Annotated in this window: 16 protein-coding genes; 5 read left to right on the top strand and 11 right to left on the bottom strand. The window is 55.1% G+C overall.

The features are described 5' to 3' along the window. Positions 1 to 6: 6 nt before the first annotated feature. The 3 genes from J4772_RS20010 to J4772_RS20020 form a co-directional block, all read right to left on the bottom strand. Positions 7 to 1257 carry an MFS transporter gene (locus J4772_RS20010; RefSeq protein WP_209071120.1) on the bottom strand — a complete coding sequence of 417 codons (1251 nt, stop codon included), beginning with the start codon at positions 1255 to 1257 and terminating at the stop codon, positions 7 to 9. Positions 1258 to 1334: 77 nt separating this feature from the next. Continuing rightward, positions 1335 to 1901, bottom strand: a complete 567-nt coding sequence (locus tag J4772_RS20015) for a PadR family transcriptional regulator (RefSeq protein WP_116062238.1) — start codon at positions 1899 to 1901, stop codon at positions 1335 to 1337. Positions 1902 to 1905: 4 nt separating this feature from the next. Continuing rightward, positions 1906 to 3453, bottom strand: coding sequence for an MDR family MFS transporter (locus tag J4772_RS20020; protein ID WP_116062237.1), 1548 nt, complete (start codon positions 3451 to 3453; stop codon positions 1906 to 1908). 192 nt (positions 3454 to 3645) lie between these two features. Between J4772_RS20020 and J4772_RS20025 the strand changes: the two genes are divergently transcribed. The 3 genes from J4772_RS20025 to J4772_RS20035 all read left to right on the top strand — a co-directional run bounded on the left by J4772_RS20025 (position 3646) and on the right by J4772_RS20035 (position 6177). Next, positions 3646 to 4548, top strand: a complete 903-nt coding sequence (locus J4772_RS20025) for a LysR family transcriptional regulator (RefSeq protein WP_116062236.1) — start codon at positions 3646 to 3648, stop codon at positions 4546 to 4548. 12 nt (positions 4549 to 4560) lie between these two features. After that, positions 4561 to 5373, top strand: coding sequence for a histidinol-phosphatase (locus tag J4772_RS20030; RefSeq protein ID WP_209071122.1), 813 nt, complete (start codon positions 4561 to 4563; stop codon positions 5371 to 5373). Positions 5374 to 5868: 495 nt separating this feature from the next. Further along, a complete protein-coding gene (locus J4772_RS20035) occupies positions 5869 to 6177 on the top strand; it encodes a winged helix-turn-helix transcriptional regulator (RefSeq protein WP_116062234.1) in 309 nt (102 codons plus the stop codon). A gap of 46 nt (positions 6178 to 6223) precedes the next feature. On the opposite strand, the gene J4772_RS20040 is transcribed toward J4772_RS20035, so the two are convergent. Next, complete coding sequence (locus J4772_RS20040; protein ID WP_209071124.1) at positions 6224 to 6880, bottom strand: sensor domain-containing protein; 657 nt, start codon at positions 6878 to 6880, stop codon at positions 6224 to 6226. A 102-nt stretch (positions 6881 to 6982) separates the two neighbouring features. Continuing rightward, entirely contained in the window at positions 6983 to 8971 is a 1989-nt protein-coding gene (locus tag J4772_RS20045) for a methyl-accepting chemotaxis protein (protein ID WP_209071126.1), read from the bottom strand. Positions 8972 to 9329: 358 nt separating this feature from the next. Here J4772_RS20045 and J4772_RS20050 point away from each other — a divergent pair, with 358 nt between their 5' ends. Continuing rightward, positions 9330 to 10253 carry a M15 family metallopeptidase gene (locus tag J4772_RS20050; RefSeq protein WP_209071128.1) on the top strand — a complete coding sequence of 308 codons (924 nt, stop codon included), beginning with the start codon at positions 9330 to 9332 and terminating at the stop codon, positions 10251 to 10253. Positions 10254 to 10318: 65 nt separating this feature from the next. Here the strand turns inward: J4772_RS20050 and sdhB are convergent, their stop codons facing one another. From sdhB to J4772_RS20065, 3 genes are read right to left on the bottom strand one after another with little or no spacing between them, the layout of a single operon-like run. Beyond that, positions 10319 to 11098, bottom strand: a complete 780-nt coding sequence (sdhB, locus tag J4772_RS20055; protein ID WP_116062231.1) for a succinate dehydrogenase iron-sulfur subunit — start codon at positions 11096 to 11098, stop codon at positions 10319 to 10321. Positions 11099 to 11101: 3 nt separating this feature from the next. After that, positions 11102 to 12859 carry a succinate dehydrogenase flavoprotein subunit gene (sdhA, locus tag J4772_RS20060; RefSeq protein ID WP_209071130.1) on the bottom strand — a complete coding sequence of 586 codons (1758 nt, stop codon included), beginning with the start codon at positions 12857 to 12859 and terminating at the stop codon, positions 11102 to 11104. A gap of 16 nt (positions 12860 to 12875) precedes the next feature. After that, the gene (locus tag J4772_RS20065) at positions 12876 to 13547 is read right to left on the bottom strand and encodes a succinate dehydrogenase cytochrome b558 subunit (protein WP_116062229.1); all 672 of its coding nucleotides are present in this window, start codon (positions 13545 to 13547) and stop codon (positions 12876 to 12878) included. A gap of 181 nt (positions 13548 to 13728) precedes the next feature. On the opposite strand from J4772_RS20065, the gene J4772_RS20070 reads away from it, so the two are divergent. Continuing rightward, positions 13729 to 14646, top strand: a complete 918-nt coding sequence (locus J4772_RS20070) for a LysR family transcriptional regulator (RefSeq protein WP_116062228.1) — start codon at positions 13729 to 13731, stop codon at positions 14644 to 14646. Positions 14647 to 14711: 65 nt separating this feature from the next. Here J4772_RS20070 and J4772_RS20075 read toward each other — a convergent pair whose 3' ends face one another. From J4772_RS20075 to J4772_RS20085, 3 genes are read right to left on the bottom strand one after another with little or no spacing between them, the layout of a single operon-like run. Then, complete coding sequence (locus tag J4772_RS20075; RefSeq protein WP_116062227.1) at positions 14712 to 15488, bottom strand: polysaccharide deacetylase family protein; 777 nt, start codon at positions 15486 to 15488, stop codon at positions 14712 to 14714. 58 nt (positions 15489 to 15546) lie between these two features. After that, positions 15547 to 16215: a potassium channel family protein gene (locus J4772_RS20080; RefSeq protein WP_116062226.1), complete on the bottom strand. Its 669-nt coding sequence runs from the start codon at positions 16213 to 16215 to the stop codon at positions 15547 to 15549. Positions 16216 to 16228: 13 nt separating this feature from the next. Further along, complete coding sequence (locus J4772_RS20085; protein WP_247740788.1) at positions 16229 to 17572, bottom strand: TrkH family potassium uptake protein; 1344 nt, start codon at positions 17570 to 17572, stop codon at positions 16229 to 16231. Between the last annotated feature and the right edge of the window lie 14 nt (positions 17573 to 17586).

Raw genomic sequence — 17586 nt, forward strand, 5'->3', positions numbered from 1 at the left:
ATCCGCTTAAATCGTCTGTCCGGCTTCCTTCTCTCCCTTCGCCAAATCGACGAATGTCAGCAGGATAAGGCCCGCGACGAAGAAAAAGGCAACGGCCAGCAGCGCGGACCGACTCGAATCGCTGAGCAGCTTAACAATGCCGAATACGAGCGGGCCGCCGAACGAGAAGAAACGGCTCGTAAAGCTGAGGAAGCCGAAAAACTCCGCGTTCCGGCCGGGAGGAATCATTTTGCTGAAGATCGATCGCGACGTCGCCTGCGACCCTCCTTGCACAAGCCCGACCATGCAGGCCAGCAAGTAGAAATGCAATGCGCTGGTCATGAAGTAACCCAACAAGACGATGATCAGATAGATGACGAGCGAGCTGTACAGCATCTTCTTGCTGCCCAACTTGTCGGCCAGCTTGCCGAACAGGAGCGACGCCGGGAATCCGACGAATTGTGTAATAAGCAGAGCGGCGATCAGATCGGTAGATTCGATGCCGATCGTCGTGCCGTAGCTGGCGGCCATAACGATGATCGTATTGATGCCGTCAAAGAAAAACCAGTAAGCCAGCATAAACTTCATCAGCTCGGGATAACGCTTGATGCGGCGAAACGTTTCCTTAAGTCGCCGCGCTCCCGTCCTGATGTGTGCCACCGCCGTGCCTTCCGTCGCCAGCCTCGTTTCCTGAACTCGACGAAACAAAGGCAGCGAGAAAACGAACCACCAGACTCCGACCGTCACGAACGAAATTTGCGACGCTGCGGTGCTGTCCGGCAGTCCGATTGTCTCCCAGCCGAGTATGAGTCCGAGATTGACGGCCAGCAGCACGCCGCCGCCCAAATACCCCATCGCGTAGCCTCTGGCGCTGACGCGTTCCCGCTGCGCGGGGGAGGTCACGTCCCCAAGCAGAGCGTCGTAGAACGTATTGCCGGCTCCGAAGCCGACCATGCCGATAACGACAAGCACGGAAGCAAGCCACATATCGCCCGGGCCGATCAATGCCATCGCTGCGCTGGCGGACGCTCCGATCACGGTGAAGACGCGGAGAAACGTTTTTTTCCGTCCCGCATGATCGGCGATTGCGCCAAGCAGCGGCGATAGCAGCGCCACGACGATCGCCGCGGCCGTCTGCGTGAAGCTCCAGCTTCCGTCGGTTCCGCCGGCGACGCTGATAAAGTAAATCGGCATGACCGCTGCCATAATCGTCGTGGCGAAAGCCGAATTCGCCCAATCGTACATCACCCAGGCGTTAATCTGTTTTTTGTCGTCCATCGGAATGTCGCCTCTCTCGCTTTACGCGCGGATTTGACGGACTAATTCGACAAACGTTCGGCGATCTCCTTTTCCGGTCAGTGATCCGGTTGCCGGTCAGCCGAGTTCAACAAGCCTTTTTGCGCATCCTCCAGCATCTCCGTGAGCCAGTCGCGCTCCGTCTCGCTGAACCGCAGTATGCCCTCGATCATCCTTTTGGCGCCATGCGGCAGCCAGCCTGCTTTAATCTCCAATACGTCTTGTACGTTCCGAATTCTTTCCAGACAGCCGTCAAGCCGCTCGGCGATGAGCGCCTCCATTGCCTCGTTATCGGCGTGCCGCGAGAAAGCGAGCGGGGCAAACATCGGGTGCTGCGGATAGAAGTCTTTGCCAAACTCCTCGTAGATCATCCGCGTGAACGCTTCTTTCCCTTTGTCCGTAATGCGGTATACGATTTTATCCGGACGGTTGTCGCCCTGAACTGCAATCGTCTCCGCTACCTCGATCAGCCCTTCGCCCCGCATCTGATCGACCGCGTAATAAAGCGAGCCGTCTCGAATCCGGAACGTCAAATGCCAATTTCTCTTCTTGATCGTCTGCCGAATCTCGTACGGATGCCGATTGTTCTCCATCAACAGTCCAAGAATGATTAATCGGATCGACATGGCGCTAACCTCTGTTGTAGGAAACCTCCGGCTTGCCCTGCGGCGCCGGAACGGTTTTTTCCATTCTGGCGCGTCCCATCAACAGCACGAACACGAGCGCCAAGGCGGGCAATAGCACCGACCACTGAAAAATGTAAGTGATCGAGCCGGCCAGCTTGGAGAGCAGACCGTTCACGATGTCGGGAGACAATCCCATCTTCTCTTGAATGGTCGGATCGAGCAGCGCTTGGCCGCCCTTGATCTGTCCCGCCATTTCGGGACTCATATTCGGCACTTCCCGAATTCCCTCTTGAAAATGATGCTTCTGCAGCGTTCCGAACACCGTTACGCCGAGCGCCGAACCGATGGTCCGGAAAAAGGTGATCAGCGACGAGGCCGAGCCTTTGTATTGCGGAGGAACGGAGCCGAGCGTCGAGATGTTCAGCAGCGAGAAGGATACGCCCATGCCGAGTCCGATCACGATCATGAACAGGGTGATGACGAGACGGCTTGTGTCGGTATTCATCACAAATCCGAGCAAATAAGAGCCGATCAGCAGCGTTACCGCGGACACGAGCATCACGTCCCGGTATCTGAAGCGGCTGGCGACTCTGCCTCCGATTTGACTGCTCAGCACGACGCCTAGCATCATCGGGGTTAGCACCGTGCTCGTTTCCGTCGCCGTTTTATGGAATACGCCTTGGATAAAAATCGGAATATAAGTCGCGCTGGCGATCATTACTCCGCCGTACAACAGGCTGATCGCCATGCTGCTCGTGAAGAGACGCGTACGGAACAACGACAGCTTGATGATCGGGTCCTTCGCGACGCTCTCCGCCCACAGGAACAGCGCGAGCAGCACAGCGGAACCGGCGAACAAGGAGACTGTTTTAACGGAATCCCAAGCCCAGCCTTCGGAACCGCCCAGCTCCAGCCCGAACATCAAGCACAGAATCGCGCCGGTCAGCAGCACCGCTCCAGCCCAGTCGATCACTTGTTTGCGGGTATTTCTCGATTCGCGGTACGCCGTTGCGATGAAGTAGATGGACAACAGTCCGATCGGCACGTTAATGTAAAAAATCCAGCGCCAACTCATATAATCGGTAATCGCCCCGCCCAAGATCGGCCCGAAAACGCTGGACACGCCGAATACCGCGCCGAACAGCCCCATCATTTTCCCCCGCTTCTCTCCCGGAAACAGATCGAAAATAATCGTAAACACAATTGGCATCAAAGCGCCGCCGCCAATGCCTTGAATCGCGCGGTAGATGATCAGCTGATCCATGTTCTGCGCCGTGCCGCACAAAATCGAGCCAAGCAGGAACAGAATCAAGCCCATCAGGAAAAACCGCTTGCGTCCGTACATATCCGACAGCTTGCCGAAAATCGGGGTCGCGACGACCATCGCAATCATATAAGCGGAATACACCCAAATAAAGCTTTCGAGTCCTCCCAGCTTCTTAATAATCGTCGTCATCGCCGTGGAGACGATCGTCTGATCAAGCGCCGACATAAACAAGCCCAGCAAAAGACCGGCCACGACGAGCTTGGTGTTGCTCTTATTAACATCCATACGGTGAACTTCCTCTCTAGACGGATTAAAATACTCAAATTTGAGTACAACATCGTAATTATACTCAATTTTGAGTACTTGTAAACCCTTTGCGATGAAAAAACATTTCCCCTATAATAGAGTTATGACAAATCCTGTTTATATCCATCGGGACTGTTGATAAATTAATTCAATATATAAGGAGGCGTACAGGTGAACATCAGCCAACTGGAGACGTTAGTCACGATATCCAAAACGCTAAGCTTCCGCAAAGCCGGCGAAGTGCTCAACTTGACGCAGCCCGCCGTATCGGCGCAAATCAAAAGTCTCGAAGACGAGTTCAAAGCGATTCTCGTCGACCGCAATCACCCCGTCGCCTTAACGGACAGAGGACAAGTCTTTCTCGACCATGCCGAGCAAATACTTACCATCGTGGAGCAGCTTAAGCAGAAGCTGACCGATCTGAACCAAGTGCCCCAAGGCCATATCGTGCTCGGAACAACCTCCTCCATCGCGATTCAGATATTGCCCCGCGTCCTGTCCTATTTTCAGAACCAGTATCCGCTCATTAAGACCAGCATCCTCTCCATGTCTTCGACCCAAGTGCTTTCCAGCGTCGAGAACGGCGCCGTCGATATCGGCATCGGCTACTTGACCGACCGCAGTCTGCAAGTGGAAACGTCCATCCTCTACTACGATACGTTCGAATTCGTCGTCGCTCCGCAGCATCCGCTCGCCGGTGCCAAGCGGGTCACGATCGATATGCTGAAGGACGTTCCTTTGATTTTGCTGTCGCCGGACACCTTGGGCAGACGGTTCACGGATCGGGTGCTGCGCGAGCACGGAATTGAGCCGAATATCGCCATGGAGTTGGGAAGCAGCGAGGAGGTCAAGCGGATGGTAGAGCTGAATCTGGGAGCCGCGGTCGTCTCCAAGCTGTCCATAGCCGAGGAGGTCCGGCGCGGAACGCTCAAAATGATCCCTGTAACCGAACTGGAGGTCAGCCACCCCGTCGGCGTGATGACCAAATCGGGGAGATACGTCAACAGCGCGATGAGGCAGTTTTTGAACGATCTGAAGGGGATGCCCGAGGATCAATTCATCGGAAGCGAATAAGGAGTGAACGAAATGAAATTCGATTTGCACACGCACCACATCAGATGCGGACATGCATCGGACAGCATTCGGGATTACATCGAAGCGGCGATTGGCGCCGGTTTGGACGTTATCGGCATCTCCGACCATTCGCCTTATTTTGCCCACGAGCACGATCATCCTCAGCCTGGCATCGCGATGGCCCGCAGCGAATTTTCGAATTATGTGGCGGAGGTGCTCCGGCTCAAAGAACAATACAAGGACCGGATCGAGGTGCTGCTTGGCGTCGAATCCGATTTCTATATCGACCAGATTGAGCTGTACCGGTCCGCTTACGCCCCCTACCCGTTCGATTACATTATCGGTTCCGTGCATCAGACGAGAGGCGTCAGCATCTTTAACCGCAACCGTTGGAAGGACAAGGACAAGGCGCAGCAGCTGGACGAGAAAAAGTATTATTACGAACTGATCCGCCGCTCTGCGGAAAGCGGACTATTCCAGGTGCTTGGCCACATTGACGCGATGAAGGGTTATTATCCGGGTTTTGCCGACATTGCCGGAGCGGAAGCCGACATCGACGAAGCGCTAAAGGCGGTCGCCGCGAACGATCTGTCGATCGAAATCAATACGAGCGGGAAAACAAAGGATTGCGGCGGCTGGTATCCGTCGGACGCCGTTCTCGAACGCGCGCTGCACTTCGGCGCCGACGTCACTTTCGGCTCGGACGCCCATCTGCCGGCCCGCGTCGGAGACGAATGGGAGGCTGTCCGCGCCCGCCTGCGCGAGATCGGTTTTACCCGTTGGGTGTTCTTTCGCCAGAAGGAAAAAATCGCCGTTCCTTTGTAAGTCGCTTGTGCTTCTATGCGCTTAAGTACCGTTCTACCCGGGAAACACCTTGTTGAATTTAAAACGGATTTTCCACTCTATTTTCGCGGATTCGCCACTTTTGGCGAAATTAGGGCGGATCTTCCGCTTTATTTCTTAAATTTTCCTCTTCAGGAAAAATTAAACTGGAGTTTCCGCTCTATTTCTGCGATTTTTCCCTTTCCGGCGAAATTAGCACGAGTTTTCCGCTCTATTGTAGCCCCCTTGGGCTACACTATATACAAGAAAGCCTGCCGATCAACGATCAACGGCAGGCTTTCTTGTATAACGTTACTTTCGGTACTTTGCGCACATCCAGAACCAGGCGCGGCTACACAGCTCTATGTGATCGTTGTTCCGTTCCGTACTCTGGAGCGGACGAGACTGCGAACCCTTTTTTCGGCAATGGCTGGCAATAAGCTGACACTTACTTTTTTGAAGTGAGTGTGCTAAAATAGAAAAAGAGGGGGAATCGGTATGGATTATTCCAAAATGTGCCCCAAGTACGAATCGGCTGCAGAGCTACTGGGCAAAAAATGGACCGGACTGATCATCCGCGTGCTTCTCGGAGGTCCTAAACGATTTAAGGACATTAAAGAGCAAATTCCGGAAATGAGCGATAAAATGCTGACGGACCGCATGAAGGAACTGGAAGCGGCGGGCATTCTAACCCGAACGGTCTATCCGGAAATGCCGGTTCGCATCGAATACGAACTGACCGAGAAAGGCCACCAGCTGGAGGAAGTCATTCAGTCCATTCAGCACTGGGGCGAGACGTGGATGTAACTCGGAGCCATACGCAGAGAGAGCGCACCGAAGCCAGTCCGCTCTCTTACGTATGGGATGGCGTTCCTGAAATCCAGCGAATCCAGGCCGCGTAACATTGACCCAGCTTTCGAAACAAAAATGGCGTAGCCATGAGCAGAATCACGCCGAGGCCGGTGTTGAACCAAGACCGTTGAAAGCTTGACCAATTGGGGAAAAGCCACTTCATGATCAATTCCTGCTCGAATAGGTTAAACGAGAAGATACGCGAGCTAATAAGTTCCGCGACAGGCGACAGCAATAAGGCCAACGCCGTCGCCGGAATGACGATTGCCAGCACGAAAGCCAGAATGGAAACCGGGAATTGGCCGATTCCGTACGCCAAATTTCGATATCGTTGAACGTTTCCGAGCGAGCTGACCCAACTTTTCAAGCCCCCCTGAACCAGTTCGGCCCGGCTATCAGGCAGGCCGATTTGGGGAGATCCGGACGGATATTCCCCGCAAGACTCCCAAGCGGCCACTATGCGCCGATCCACGCCCAATATTTTTTCGCATGCGGCAAGCATTCCGACCAGAATCGGTAAACCGATCACGAATAGAGCAAGCGGCAACCCGATGCTTAAACCCGTTACCGCGATGACGAATGCAACGACTCCGCGAGGAAAGCTGCTCAGTAACAACTTCCATACTGCGATCGTCTGCGATAATCCTTTTATCTTCATACCTACTCTCCCTGTTCTCCTCATGATACGATCATTCTACCGTATCCTTCCAACGATTTCCCTTGACCGATGCACTGGACTCTCCCTCGACTTAAGTCCAGTTTATCGAAAACGGTTAACCGCCTGCTCCAGCTCGCGAATCCGGCTGGCCAGCGCATTCGTCTCGTCGGCGACCTTGCGTACCGAATTCATCTGCGATTCGGCGATATCCGCGACGTCTTGCGCACGCTCCGCGCTTGAAGCCGAGATCGCTTCCGTCTGTTCGATCAGCGCGGACAACTCCTCTAGCTGCGCTCCGATTTGCTGTCCGGCCGCGGCGATGCCCTGCAATTCGTCCTCCATGCCGCGAATGCCGACGGCGATCCCCCGGAACGTCTGATCGGCTTCCCTCACCTTGACCGCGCCGCTGCTTACCTCCGTCTGTCCCGCTTCGATATGGCGCACGACGGACAAAATACCGCCCTGCACCTCGGCAATGATGGCTGTAATCTCCGAGGCCGTCTGATCCGCCTGCTGCGCCAGCTTCCTCACTTCGCCCGCTACGACGGCAAAGCCTCGCCCATGCTCTCCCGCTCTGCTCGCTTCGATATTCGCGTTAAGCGCTAGCAGGTTCGTGCGGTAGGCGATCGCCGATATCGCTTCGGCCATCCGTTCGATCCGCTCCGATTTGGAATGAAGCTCGCGGGCGTCGCGAACGGAAGACTCCACTGTCGCCGATATTTTATCCATCTGCTCGACGGCGTCGACGACCGTATCGCTTCCTTCCGCCGCCTGTCTGGAAGCCTCCTCGGCTACCGCTGCAACGGCGGAAGAACGCTCCCCGATCGTGCCCATCCCTGCGACGATCTCCAGCGCCACGTCGGCCCCCCGCTTCATGCCTTGCATCTGGGAGTCCGCTCCCGCCGCCACTTCCCGCATGGCCTGGGCGATCCGGTTCGCGCCTTCCGCAGCTCCCTCCGCCTCTCCTGTAAGTTGACCCACCGCCGATGAAGTGGCGGAGGCCGTCGACCGGATACCCGCAGCGAGCGTCTTCAAATGCTCGGCCATCTCCTGCAAGGAGCGGCCGATCGAGCCGATCTCATCCTCCCGTCTCCTCGTTTTGTCGGATACGGAGACGGACAGCCGCCCTGAAGACACCTCCTTAAGGAAAGCTTCGAAGGCAACGAGCGGAAGGATCATTCGCCAACGCAGCAAATAAGCGATAAGCGCGATCAGCAAGCCGGCCAGCACCGCAACAATCAAGCTCATTCTCACCATTTCCTTATGTACCGTTCCGCTGGCCTCCGCGGGCACAATGACGGACAACTCGGCGATCGCCTCTCCCGACATGCCGGGATAGCCGGAAACGACAACGCTGTTTCTCTTCCCCTCCGACTCTGTCGTCGCGAATCGCGGTTGCTCGTCGACGCCTGGGAGCGCCGCTTCTGCGCGATCCCTCTCTGCATCGGGCAGGCTGCTCAGCCTCTGATCCGTAGACGATCGAACGGAAATGCCCGCATTCAGAATCGCTCCGATTCCCTTTACCGCTTCGTCGTCCAACAGCCGACCGAACAGCAGCACGGCCGGAGACTTCGCCACGCCCTGCTCGTCGGTAATTTGCGACACGGCGATCACCGCCAGCCCTTCCGACGTTTGGATCATGCCGTACGCGTCGGGAACCGCTTTCACTTTCTCGACGATTGACCTATCCGCCAACTGCCCGGTAAATTCCGGAATATCTCCGGCCTGCGACAACACCTTGCCTTCGTAATCGAACGTTGCGACAAAGCTGACGTTCGGCACAATGTCAGGCGATACGTTTATATTTTCCTCAATCCATCCGAGATCTTCGCCGTTAATAGCGTCGACGTAGTCCTTCCATTTGGCGTTCGTAATGACGGAACCCGACAGCTGCTCCCCCAATTGCACGAACAGCCGATGCGCGGATGCGCTGACCTCCAACGCGTGCGCACGTTCAATCTCCCCCAGATCCGAGCTTAATGTTTTGTAATAAAACCAGCCGACTCCGCCTAAAGGCAGCATCAGAACGACAATCATCAGCAAAATCACTTGTACTCGCAAATAGCTCCAAAAACGCCGACGTTCAGCCATGCACGTATCCTCCCGATTTAAAGCGGTCCAACTAGGGCGTGTCTGAATACTCCGAGGGCAGCAGATATTGCCGAATTTTCGTTCCATGCAAGGAACTTTTGTGAAGGCGTACCGGGGTACGTCAAGCAAAAGTGACGAAGCAGGGGGCGAAAAGGCGGTGAAAGATGCCCCTGAGCGGGTTTTCAGACATGCCCTAATATGTATTTGACACGGACTTCCATATTCCTCCTTCTTTCGACGGATATATGGACGTATCGCGCTTGTTAAATAGATCTTTCCACCTACTTCGGGTTTACATTTGCGCTCGATAAGTCTATCATTCTTATAAACTACGACAATTCACCAAGGAGATTACTAGATGAAAAAGAGAACCGTCGTCGTCGTTGCACTCGGGTTTGCCATTGCCGGCGGACTGCTGTATCAAGATGCGCATTCTTCGAAAAACTCGTCGGCGCCGATTGCCGGGCCGTCCAATAGCGAGACCTCGCTTGTGACTGATACTCCGACCGAACCGCAAACCGAAGCTCCGACTGAACCGCAATCCGAATCGCCAACCAAAGCTCCGACCGAAGCTCCGATCGAGCTCGTCAAGCCGCCCGTCAAGGTTTCTCCGGCTTTCGCTTTGCTGGCGGACAGCCTGCCGAGCCTCACCGTAAAACAGGATAAGAAAGGCGCTACAATCGTTACAAACACGTCCAGCCTTTACGTTCTCGTCAATAAGCAGCGGAATCTGCCCTCCGATTACGAACCGAAGGATCTTGTCGTGCCCGACGTTCCGTTCTCCTTCTCGGGAAACTCTCCGAAGAAGCAAATGCGCAAGGGAGCCGCCTCGGCGCTGGAAAAGCTGTTTAAGGCCGCGTCGGAGGACGGCATCAAGCTGAAGGCCGTCTCCGGCTATCGCTCCTATTCAACGCAGAAATCGATCTTTGAGAGCAACGTCAAGCGCAAGGGAGAGAAGGTCGCCAATCGGACAAGCGCCCGCCCGGGCCAAAGCGAGCATCAAACCGGACTGGCCATGGATATTTCAAGCGCTAGCGTATCTTACGGTCTGGAGGAAAGTTTCGGCGATACGAAAGAAGGCCAATGGCTGGCTAAGTACGCCTCGGAATACGGATTTATTATCCGTTATCCGAAGGGCAAGGAAGGCATCACCGGCTATTCCTACGAGCCTTGGCATGTTCGCTACGTCGGAAAGATCGTCGCCAAAGACGTCACGAGGAAAGAAGTGACGCTGGAGCAGTATTTCGAGGCGGCGGAAGAGGTTATTCGTCCCAAAGCCTGATTCGTCGAATAAACAAAGGGTTGTTCCCGGTCGCCTTGGCGGCCTTGGAACAACCCTTGTTTATTTTACAGACCGAGCCATTGCTTAAACAGATGCTTGGTCGTATCTTTGTTCATCGCCGCGATCGAAGTCGTCAGCGGAATGCCTTTCGGGCAAGAGCGCACGCAGTTTTGCGAGTTGCCGCAGCCCTCGATGCCGCCCTCCTCCATCAGCGCTTCGAGACGCTCGTGCGCGTTCATCTCGCCCGTAGGGTGAGCGTTGAACAGGCGCACTTGCGAAATCGAAGCCGGTCCGATGAAGCTATTGCGGTCGTTGACGTTCGGGCACGCCTCGAGGCAGACGCCGCACGTCATACACTTGGACAGCTCGTACGCCCATTGGCGCTTCGATTCCGCCATCCGCGGCCCCGGTCCGAGATCGTACGTTCCGTCGATCGGAATCCAGGCTTTAACTTTCTTAAGCGCGTTGAACATCCGCTCGCGATTGATAACGAGGTCGCGCACGACCGGGAACGTCGCCATCGGCTCCAGCCGGATCGGCTGCTCGAGCTTATCGATGAGCGCGCTGCACGCTTGGCGCGGCTTGCCGTTGATCACCATCGAGCAAGCGCCGCAGACTTCCTCCAGACAGTTGGATTCCCAACATACCGGAACGGTTTTCTCGCCCTTGGTGTTAATCGGATTGCGCTGAATTTCCATCAGCGCGCTGATAACGTTCATATTCGGACGATACGGAACCTCGAATTCCTCCGTGAATGGGGAGGCATCCGGACGCTCCCGACGAGTAATAATAAATTTGACTTTGCGTCCCGCCGCAGTCGACGGCGCTGCAGTTGCTTCCGCCATGGATTAGCCCTCCTTCTTCTTGTTGGTGGAATAGTCGCGCTTCCGCGGTGTGATCAGCGATACGTCGACCTCTTCGTACGAAATCTCAGGACCTTCCGCTGTCCACTTCGCCTTCGTCGTCTTGAGGAAGTTGTCGTCGTCGCGCTCCGTAAACTCAGGCTTATAGTGCGCGCCGCGGCTTTCGTTGCGCAGCAGCGCGCTCACGGTCATCGACTCGGCCAATTCGAGCATGTTCCAGAGCTGACGCGTAAACGCCGCGCCCGAGTTGTTCCATTGCGCCGAATCGTTAATATTGATATTTTTGTAGCGCTGTTTAAGCTCTTTGATCTTGCCGATCGTTTCTTCGAGCTTTTTGTTGTAGCGAACGACGGTCATATTGTTCGTCATCCATTCGCCCAACTCTTTGGCCAGCACGTACGCGTTCTCTTTACCGTCCATCTTGGTGATCGATTCGTACTTGGTCGCTTGCTTATTGCGCTCGCGCTCAAACACGCTCTCCGAGATATCCTCGGCGGATTTCTTCAAGCCCTTAACGTACTCGATCGCCTTCGGTCCGGTTACCATGCCGCCGAAAATCGCCGACAGCAGCGAATTCGCGCCGAGACGGTTCGCGCCGTGATATTGGTAATCGCACTCTCCGCAAGCGAACAGCCCCGGAATGTTCGTCATCTGATTGTAGTCGACCCACAGACCGCCCATCGAATAGTGAACGGCCGGGAAAATCTGCATCGGAATTTTGCGCGGATCGTCGCCGGTAAACTTCTCGTAAATCTCGATGATGCCGCCGAGCTTGACGTCGAGCTCCTTCGGATCCTTGTGAGACAGATCGAGATATACTCTGTTCTCGCCGTTAATGCCGAGCTTCTGGTTGACGCACACGTCGAAAATTTCCCGAGTCGCGATATCCCGCGGCACGAGGTTGCCGTACGCCGGATATTTTTCTTCGAGGAAGTACCACGGCTTGCCGTCCTTGTAAGTCCAGATGCGTCCGCCTTCTCCGCGAGCCGATTCGCTCATAAGCCGGTTTTTGTCGTCGCCCGGAATCGCCGTCGGGTGAATTTGGATGAATTCGCCGTTCGCGTAATAGACGCCTTGCTGGTACACGGCGCTGGCCGCAGTTCCGGTATTGATGACGGAGTTCGTCGTCTTCCCGAAAATGATGCCCGGTCCGCCCGTAGCCAGAATGACCGCATCTCCGCGGAAAGTGACCGATTCCATCGTGCGCAGATCCTGCGCGGAAATGCCGCGGCAAATGCCGTCGTCGTCGATGACCGCTCCCGTGAACTCCCAGTGCTCGTATTTCTGTACGAGTCCGGCCGCTTCCCAGCGGCGAACCTGCTCGTCCAACGCGTACAGCAATTGCTGACCTGTCGTCGCGCCTGCAAATGCGGTACGGTGATACTGCGTTCCGCCGAAGCGGCGGAAGTCCAGCAATCCCTCGGGCGTCCGGCTGAACATAACGCCCATCCGGTCCATCAGGTGAATGATGCCCGGCGCGGCTTCGCACATCGCTTTTACCGGCGGCTGGTTCGCCAGGAAGTCGCCCCCGTATATCGTATCGTCAAAGTGCTCCCATGGGGAGTCTCCTTCGCCCTTGGTGTTAACCGCTCCGTTGATGCCGCCCTGGGCGCATACGGAGTGAGATCTTTTGACCGGAACGAGCGAGAACAGATCGACGCGCACACCCGCTTCCGCCGCTTTGATCGTCGCCATCAGACCGGCAAGGCCGCCCCCGACGACGATGACTTTTTGAGTTGCCATATGTTGTACTCCTCCCTTAACCTACCGAAACTGCGCTTAGCGCCGCTGTCGCCGCCGAAGCAAACTCGTCGCTGCGGAAAGCGAAAATGGACAGCAAGAACAGAGCCGCCAGGATGACGAAGATGCCCATGCAAATTCGCGAAGAAACCTTCTGAGCGCGAGGTCCGACCGTAATGCCCCAGCTGACGAGGAAAGCCCACAGGCCGTTCGCGAAGTGGAACGTCGCTGCCAAGACTCCGATGACGTAAGCCGTTACGGCCAGCGGGTTGCTGAAAATGTTGCTCATGTGCTGACCCAGTTCCTCATGGGATACATTCCCCAGCGCGAGCTGGATACGGGTATCGTAGAAATGCCACGCGACAAAAATAAAGGTGATGACCCCCGTAATTCTTTGCCACGCGAACGCCCAGTTGCGTCCATAGCTGAACCGTCCCGTATTGATGTCCGACTGATAGGCGATGTACAACCCGTACACCCCGTGGAACAAAATCGGCAGCCAGATAATGAACATTTCCATGAAGAAAATGAGCGGAAGGCTGTTGAGCAGATCGATCGCGTCCGTAAAGCCCTCCTTGCCGCCCTCGAAAGCCGAGTAGTTCGTCAGCGCATGCTCGACGATAAACAAGCCGAGCGGAATTACGCCGAGCAGCGAATGAAGCTTGCGCGGTAAATAAGAATTACCTTTCATGTGTGAGTTTAATCTCCTTTCGCATCCGTGCTTCGACAACGGATGACGATGCTTGTTGCGCAGCTGGCATTCGTCACCATTTTGTCACCGCTTTTAAGGTTACTCTATTTTCGCTTATAATGGAACTGCTTATTTTATATTATTAGTTATAACTTTTCTGCATATGAGAGGAGGGCCCATCATGCTCGAAGACATGCGGTTGTTCGCGACGATCGTGGAGCAGACCAGCTTAAATAAAGCGGCGGAAAGATTAAACCTGTCCCAGCCCGCTCTTTCGCGGCGGCTGGCGCGGCTCGAAGCGGAGCTGGAGGTCGACTTATTCCGACGGGTCGGCAAGCGTTTGGAGCTGACCCCGGCCGGACAGGTGACCTACGAATTCGCGCTGGAGCTGCGACGTTTTCACGGCAGCTATTTACAGAAGCTGAACGCTTACAAATCGTCCGAAGCCCACGACGCCACGATTGGCGCCAGTCTGACGACGCTGCAGACGACGCTTCCCGATCTCGTGAAGACGATGACCGAGAAGCATCCTAATCTGGAAATCAAGGTCGTCACCGGCAAGTCGCACGAAATTGCGGAGCTGGTCAAGGAGCGCAAAGTCGACTTCGGCATCGTCGCCTCTTCGGTTATCGACGATCCCGCCATTACCAGTCTGCCCTTATTTGACGACCATCTTATCCTGGTGCTTCCAAGAAATCACATTATATTAGAAAGAACGCACATCGAAATGGCCGACCTGCAAAACCTGCCGATGATTTTGTTCTCTCCCGGTACCTGGTACCGGACGATGACCGACGAGCTCCTGAAAAAATATAACCTAAAGCCGGACGTGCGAATGGAAATCGATTCGTTCGAGGCCATTATTCGGCTGCTCTCCGCTTGTCGGGCCGGCTCGCTGCTTCCGCGATCTTATCTGAGGGAGCAGGTACTGGTCGACAACGATTTGTATCTTGCCCCGATTCAGGAGCTGGAGGAAACCAGGCGGACGACGTTTCTGATTCACGGCGATCCGGCTTGGCTCGCTCCTTCGACGCGTTTTCTGATCGAAGAGACGACTGCGTACTTTCAAAGGGAATCCGTGCGCTACAAAAGCACTTAAAGCGAAGTTAGAACGGACGGCTTTAATTGCGCTGCATCACAGGAAGCCTACTCGCCGAATTTTCGTTAACGCCCCCGCTTCTCCGGCAGACGAAGCAGCTCGGTCAGCGCAACCGGCTCGTAATCGTGCTCGCGCAGCCAGTCGATAATTCTCGGGAGCGCTTCGACCGTGCCGGCCAGCCGCTGTCCATTTCCTCCGCCTGCGTGCATCAGCACGACGGAGCCGGGCCTGACCGAGCGGGTCACGTTCCGAAACACCTGGTTCGCGCTGAGCTGCCGCCAGTCCGACGAGTCGACGTCCCAATTGACGACCGTATAACCGCGCCTCTTGGCCCATTCCAGCTGTTTCGGCACGATTTCCCCATACGGCGGACGAACGAGCCGCGGCTTGAAGCCGACGGCGTCGGCGATCGCCGCTTCCGCTCTTAACACTTGCTCCTGCACCTTTCTCAGCGGCAGCTTCGAGAAATCGGGGTGATTGTAAGAGTGATTGCCGATATCGTGGCCTTCCCGGTGAATCCGTCTGACCAGCTCGGGAAATTTGCGCGCGCGGGTGCCTACGACGAAGAAGCTGGCGCGTACGCGTTTGCGCTTCAAAACATCCAGCACCTGCGAAGTATAACGATCGCCGGGCACATCGTCGAACGTCAGCGCGACCTTGCGGGATTCGCGCGAAGCGGACAGCACAAATACGCCCTCGTATTTCCGTTCCCATTCGGTCCAATGGGCGCCGCTCGGTTTCGTTTGCTCGGCGCGAGCCGGCATATATCCGTCCCACAACGTTAAAAAGGCGACGGCGCACACTAACGCCATCACCGCTTTTCCAAGGCGCGCCTTCCTCATCGCCCCTACCTCCCCATCCCGCTCGTCATACCACTAGCCTGAGCGAACGGGATGGTTTTCATTCACCTGAATCGAACGACTCCTGACATTGCTCGATTTGATCGTTCGTGCCGATCACCACCATAACATCCTCCGTCGACAATACGTCCTTGGCCGCCGGAGCGATAATCATGCCTTGCGGCTTGTTGATGGCCACGATGCTGCAGCCGAATTTGCCGCGCAGGTCGACGTCCTCCAGCGATTTGCCCGACCAGCATTGCGGCACGGCCAACTCCGCGATCGTATATTTTTTGGACAACTCGATATAATCGAGCAGGTTGGGGGAGACGAGCTGATGCGCAACGCGAACGCCCATATCCCGCTCCGGGTAGATGATCCGATCGACGCCCATTCTTTCCAGCACCCGGCCGTGCAGGTCGGATACCGCCTTGGCCACAACCTTCTTTACGCCCAGCTCCTTAAGCAGAATCGTCGCCAAAATGCTGGCCTGGATATCGTCGCCGATCGCTACGACCCCGCAATCGAAATTGCGGGCGCCCACCGAGCGCAGAACCTCCTCCTCCGTCGCATCAGCTACGATCGTATGCGTCAGAACGTTGGACAGCTCCTGCACCTTTTCCTCGTCCCGATCGACGCCAAGAACCTCATAGCCCAATCTGACCAATTCCCGGCCGAGATTGGAGCCGAATCGTCCTAGACCGATAATGACGAACTGATTTAATTTCATCCTTTTCCGTCCTCTACCCGATGATAATTTTACCTTCCGCAAATCGATACAGCACCCGAACCTGTCTTGGACCAAGGGCATAGGATAGCGTGAGCGGGCCGAGCCGTCCAATAAACATCAAAGCAATAATGACGATTTTGCCCGTCAGCGTCAGTTGCGTCGTCAATCCGATGCTTAGCCCTACCGTTCCGAAAGCCGATGCCGCCTCAAACAAAATCATTAGAAAATGGTGATCCTCTGTTGTCAACAAAATCATCGTAGCGATCAAAATAAGTCCGAACGAGAAAAGCGTTATCGTCAAAGCCTTATAGACCCGTTCGCGCGCCAGCCTGTATCTGAAAAATACAACATCTTCCTTCCCTCTCACCATAGCGGCTACCGCGCCCAAAAGAGCCGTAAAAGTCGTCGTTTTGATGCCTCCCCCGGTTGAACCGGGAGAAGCACCGATAAACATCAGCAGAACGATAAAGAATTGCGTGGATTGCCGCAGCCCGGCTAGATCGACCGTGTTGACACCGGCCGTTCTCGGCGACACGGATTGCATAAACGATGCCAGCAGCTTCTCGCCTAAGGTCATTGGCGCCAGCGTCTTGCCGTTCGAATATTCGAAAATAAAAATAACGATCGCGCCCACAACAATTAAAATACCGGAAGTGCTTAAAACGACCTTGGAGTGCAGTGATAGTCTGCGGTTCGCTCGGCGGATGTCCGCCAAGTCGGAAAGTACGATAAACCCTAGCCCTCCCAGTATAATCAGCAGCATCGTCACAATGTTTACAACAGGGTCATTTGCGTAATCGACTAAGCTTCGAAAATCTCCCATTACATCAAACCCGGCATTGTTGAAAAACGATATCGCGTGGAAGACCCCCTTGTAGATTGCCTCGCCAGGAGGCATATCTTGCAAAAATCTAAACGAGAGCAAAAGGGCCCCTACCAACTCGATCGATAACGCATAAAACCAAACCTTGCGGACGAGACGAATGATCCCCTCAATGCTCGTCTGGTTAAAGGCTTCACGTAAAATCAGCCTTTCCTTCAACGAAATTTTTCTTTTGAGTACAATGGCGAATAAGGTGGACATGGTCATAAACCCGAGTCCTCCCAGTTGGATCAAACCGAGAATGATCCATTGCCCGCCCAGTGTCCAATACGTCCCCGTGTCGACCACGACAAGACCTGTGACGCAGGTTGCGGAGGTCGCGGTAAACAAAGCGTCGATAAACGAAGGAGTTCGCTCGGATACATGTGCAAACGGCATCATCAAAAGCAGCGAACCGAGCATTACAATCCCCGCAAACCCCAGAACAAGAATTCTTGGGGGACTGGCGATCAGCTTTCCGAATGCTGTACGCAATCAGATCCCCCCTG

The sequence above is a fragment of the Cohnella sp. LGH genome, from assembly GCF_017671885.1.
GTDB classification, from domain to species: domain Bacteria; phylum Bacillota; class Bacilli; order Paenibacillales; family Paenibacillaceae; genus Cohnella; species Cohnella phaseoli.